Annotated in this window: 5 protein-coding genes; 1 reads left to right on the forward strand and 4 read right to left on the reverse strand. The window is 34.0% G+C overall.

What is annotated here, in order from left to right; genetic code table 11:
- Nucleotides 1-560: 560 nt before the first annotated feature.
- Genes Cyrtocomes_RS05495 through Cyrtocomes_RS05510 form a run of 4 tightly spaced genes read right to left on the reverse strand, consistent with a single transcriptional unit; the run spans nt 561 to nt 2977 of the window.
- On the reverse strand, nt 561-1232 hold the full coding sequence (locus Cyrtocomes_RS05495; RefSeq protein ID WP_322498187.1) for an ABC transporter ATP-binding protein: 672 nt from the start codon (nt 1230-1232) through the stop codon (nt 561-563).
- A 2-nt stretch (nt 1233-1234) separates the two neighbouring features.
- The gene (locus Cyrtocomes_RS05500) at nt 1235-1624 is read right to left on the reverse strand and encodes an ABC transporter permease subunit (RefSeq protein ID WP_322498188.1); all 390 of its coding nucleotides are present in this window, start codon (nt 1622-1624) and stop codon (nt 1235-1237) included.
- The gene (locus tag Cyrtocomes_RS05505; RefSeq protein ID WP_322498189.1) at nt 1608-2066 is read right to left on the reverse strand and encodes an ABC transporter permease subunit; all 459 of its coding nucleotides are present in this window, start codon (nt 2064-2066) and stop codon (nt 1608-1610) included. Before Cyrtocomes_RS05505 ends, Cyrtocomes_RS05500 begins: the two co-directional genes overlap by 17 nt.
- Nucleotides 2067-2074: 8 nt before the next feature.
- Nucleotides 2075-2977: an ABC transporter substrate-binding protein gene (locus Cyrtocomes_RS05510; protein WP_322498190.1), complete on the reverse strand. Its 903-nt coding sequence runs from the start codon at nt 2975-2977 to the stop codon at nt 2075-2077.
- Between the two features lie 314 nt (nt 2978-3291).
- Here Cyrtocomes_RS05510 and Cyrtocomes_RS05515 point away from each other — a divergent pair, with 314 nt between their 5' ends.
- Nucleotides 3292-4035, forward strand: coding sequence for a YebC/PmpR family DNA-binding transcriptional regulator (locus Cyrtocomes_RS05515; protein WP_322498191.1), 744 nt, complete (start codon nt 3292-3294; stop codon nt 4033-4035).
- Nucleotides 4036-4111: the final 76 nt, after the last annotated feature.

A 4111-nucleotide genomic window follows, 5' to 3' on the forward strand; every position in this document is an offset into this window, starting at 1 on the left:
GCTAATCCAATTATCTGTCTAAGATCTAGCATCGTTTTTCGAAGGTTTTAGCATAAACCAGACAATAGCTCTCCACGATCCAATACGTTAATAATCCATTTCTTGTTAATTATATAAAATACCACATCTCATTAAATTCTTGAATATCATTTTATTCAATCTCAGATGAAGCTATACAGTTTATAGTGCGTAATCCCCAAAATAGCTTTGGTATAAATCCATATAAGAATTTGCAAATTGCATATAACATTATGCTTTCTTAATCTCATAATACTTTGGCGTTCTTGCATCACCTTCGACAAATAGATGATCACAACCCTTGCATCTATATCTTTGTTTCTGCATACCTGACATAATTAGATGATTCACAATTCTTGCGCCGGCATCATAATAATGAAATACCACTCGAATGGTATTTCTCTTTTAATTAACACTCTCTATTTTTACATATCTTGTCTAGAATACTCAATTCTTTACCGCCCCAACCCTTACAATATTCCACATAATAACTCTTCTTTTAAGATAGAGTATAATAATTCCATGCGTTATTTCACAATTCATTATAATCTAACTATTTTGCCATTTTCTATAGAATAGATAGAATCACACATTTTTATATCTTCCATATTATGAGTTATCATAAATGTAGTGATCCCATGCTCCCTTACAATATTTTGTGTAAATTCCATCACTGATTTTGCCGCCTTTGGATCTAATGCAGCAGTATGCTCATCTAATAATAGTAACTTAGCAGGCATTAATGTCGCCATCAGAACACTTAATGCCTGCCTCTGACCACCTGAAAGTGAAGAGACAAGCTTGTCATCAATCTTTTCTAATCCCATGCCAAGCTCTGATAACTTTTCTTTGAGCAAATCACCTTCTATAGAGGCCTTCCTAAAACCTCTATTAATACCCCTCTTGCTAGCCAAGATCATATTTTCTTTTATTGATAAAAATGGCACTGTACCAATATGCGTATTTTGAAATACCCTAGCAATAAAACGTGATCTTTCTAAGCTTGGTTTGCTAGTTATATCAGCTTTATCCAATAAAATTGATCCGGAATTAACATAAATTTCGCCAGAAATTGCTTTGACAAGTGTGGATTTACCAGAACCGTTACTACCTACTAAGGCAGAAAATTCGCCGCTTTTAAGCTCAAGATTAACATTATCAAGTACATTGCAATCTTGCCCATATTTTACGGAAATATTATCAAGTATAAGCATGGTCAATACCTCTTTTTTTTACCAGTAATCATAACTAATGTAACAATTATAGATGTGACTATATAAATATCTGAAGATCTTATAATAGAGCCAGAGAATGAAAGCGCAGAGGATATAATTATCTCATATAAAAATGAACCCACCACGCAAAATACAAAAGAAATAAACATATTACGTCCATCATATAAGCGCTCTCCAATTATAACACTAGCAAGACCAATTATTATTAAGCCATTTCCCATACCTATATCTGCAAAGCCCTGCAATTGACAAAATAATGCCCCAGAAATAGCTACTAATGCATTACTAATAGAAAGAGTTGCGATTACAGTAGAATTATAGTTAACACCATATGTTTCTGCCATAATCCTATTTTTACCAGAAGCCCTCATACCAAGCCCTATTTCTGATATGAAAAAACCTATAAAGAAGATAACATACTAGAAATGCTATTATATAAGGAGTAAAGTTATATAAATAATGCGATACTTCTTGTGAACTCATAACAACATTTGGTTTACCCATTATACGCATATTAATGGAATATAAACCTATCATAGAGATAATACCGGCTAACAAGCTTTGTATATTAAGCATTGTGTTAAGCATAGCTGTCACAGCACCAGAAGCCGCACCCACTGCACCAGCGGTAATTATGGATAAATAAAAATTGCAAGAATTGGAAAGCATAACAGCCATAACCGCTGCACCAGATGTAAAACTACTATTAACAGTAAGATCTGGAAAATCTATTATTCTAAAAGTAAGATAAACTCCAATGGCTGCTATTCCATATATGCTTCCAAGTTCAAGCGCATTATATACACTCAGCATACCAATCATTACTCTATAACCTCGCCAGCAATAGATAAAGCCTCTGGCCTAATCTCTATACCAAGCTTCCTCGCGATTCTTTTATCAATTTTTAATTTAAAGGACCCAGAAATTTGTATAGGAGTTTTAGGAATATCGCAGCTTATGCAATCAGATTCTAGAAATTTTTCTATCATCTTTGCAGTTTGAACACCAATACCATATTGATCTGGACCAAATGCAGCTACTATCCCCATACCTATAGTATCAGTATCAGAACAGAACACAGGAATACCAGCCTCATTAGAAGCTCTTGTTATTCCCTGTAGTGCAGACAGCGCTGTATTATCATTTGTTATGTAAATTACATCTACCTTACCAGCAAGACTCTTTACAGCACTTATCATATCTTTTGTAGAATTTGCAGTAACTTCAACTATTTCTAACCATCTCTGAGCCGCAATATCTTTTAACCTAGTTGCTATTGAATTTGAATTCACTTCACCAGTATTATAGAGCAACCCTATCCTTTTAACATTTGGAATTACTAATTCTATCATAGATAACTCTTGCTCAATATCCGGAAAATTTGAAACCCCAGTAAAATGCATCCCCGGCTCTTCAAAACTCTTTGCAAGACCAGCCGCTACAGGATCGGTTATCGAACTAAAAATGACATTCATTTCTTCTTTTTTTAAAAAGGCCTGAGCAGCCAAAGTGCCTATTGTAACAACAAGTTTTGGATTTTTAGCATAAATCTTCTGTGCAAGCTGAGAGGCAAGCGTAGGATCTGCTTGCGCACTTTCATACATTATGGAATAACTAGAACAGCACTTTTCCATATAATCACTTATACCCCTCCTTACTTGATCAAGCGCTGGATGTTCTGCATATTGCAAGACTATTACATCTTGGTGAGATTCTTTAATCAAAAATGACAATATCAATAACAGAAACAGTACCGATACGACCAATAAAGTTCTACGAAAAGCGAAAAGACGTTTTAGAAAAGCACACATCTATCCTCAAACCATGATTTTATGATAACTCATTGTATATAATTTTTTATATTTCATATCAAGTACAGGTTATGTTTTTATTTTCAAAACAAATTTTTAACTAATTTTTTTACATAACTCTTTTATTTAATTGGAACTCCGATATTTCTAATCCAATTATACTGTACTTGAAATAATGTTAAGTTGATAATATCATCCAACGCATCAGAATTTATTGTATTTTCAAGATGGCCGGTCATTCAAAGTTCAAAAATATAATGCACAGAAAGGGTGCTCAAGATAAAAAGAGGGCCAAGCTTTTTACTAAATTGATACGCGAAATAACCGTTGCAGTAAAAGCTGGGTCTGATGATCCACAAAAAAATCCTAGATTGAGAATTGCGATGCTTTCAGCGCGTAGTGCAAATTTACCTAAAAACAAAATAGAATCCGCAATACAGAAAGCTTCATCTACATCTTCTACTTCTGAAAATTATGAAGAAATTCGATATGAAGGCTATGGGCCATATGGTGTTGCATTTATAGTTGAAACATTAACAGATAATAGAAATAGAACAGCTTCTGAAATTCGTGCTGCTTTTTCAAAGGCCGGCGGATCACTTGGTGAAAGCGGAAGCGTCTCCTACCTTTTTGAAAAGGTAGGCATTATAATTTATAATAAAAGTGATGTTGCGGATGATAATATTCTTGAACTCGCTATAGAATGCGGGGCTAAAGATTATGAGGAGCAAGAGGATTGCCACATTATAATCTGCGATTCTTCCAGTTTTTCTTCTGTTAAAGAGGAATTAGATAAAGTAATAAAATCTGAAGCATCTCAAGTCACCTTAATGCATAGACCATTAAGTTTTATGGATATAGAAGAAGATAAAATAGCATCCGTGAAAAAATTGTATAACATCTTGGAAGAAAATGACGATGTACAGAATGTTTGGGTTAATATTACACTGCCTGAAGAAGATTCTGAATGAACATATTAGGCATAGACCCGGGATTACGTACCACAGGTTGGTCAATACTGAACCGTGATTCTACTTTATTAAGTTT

It is taken from the genome of Candidatus Cyrtobacter comes (assembly GCF_034470605.1).
Lineage (GTDB): Bacteria > Pseudomonadota > Alphaproteobacteria > Rickettsiales > Midichloriaceae > Cyrtobacter > Cyrtobacter comes.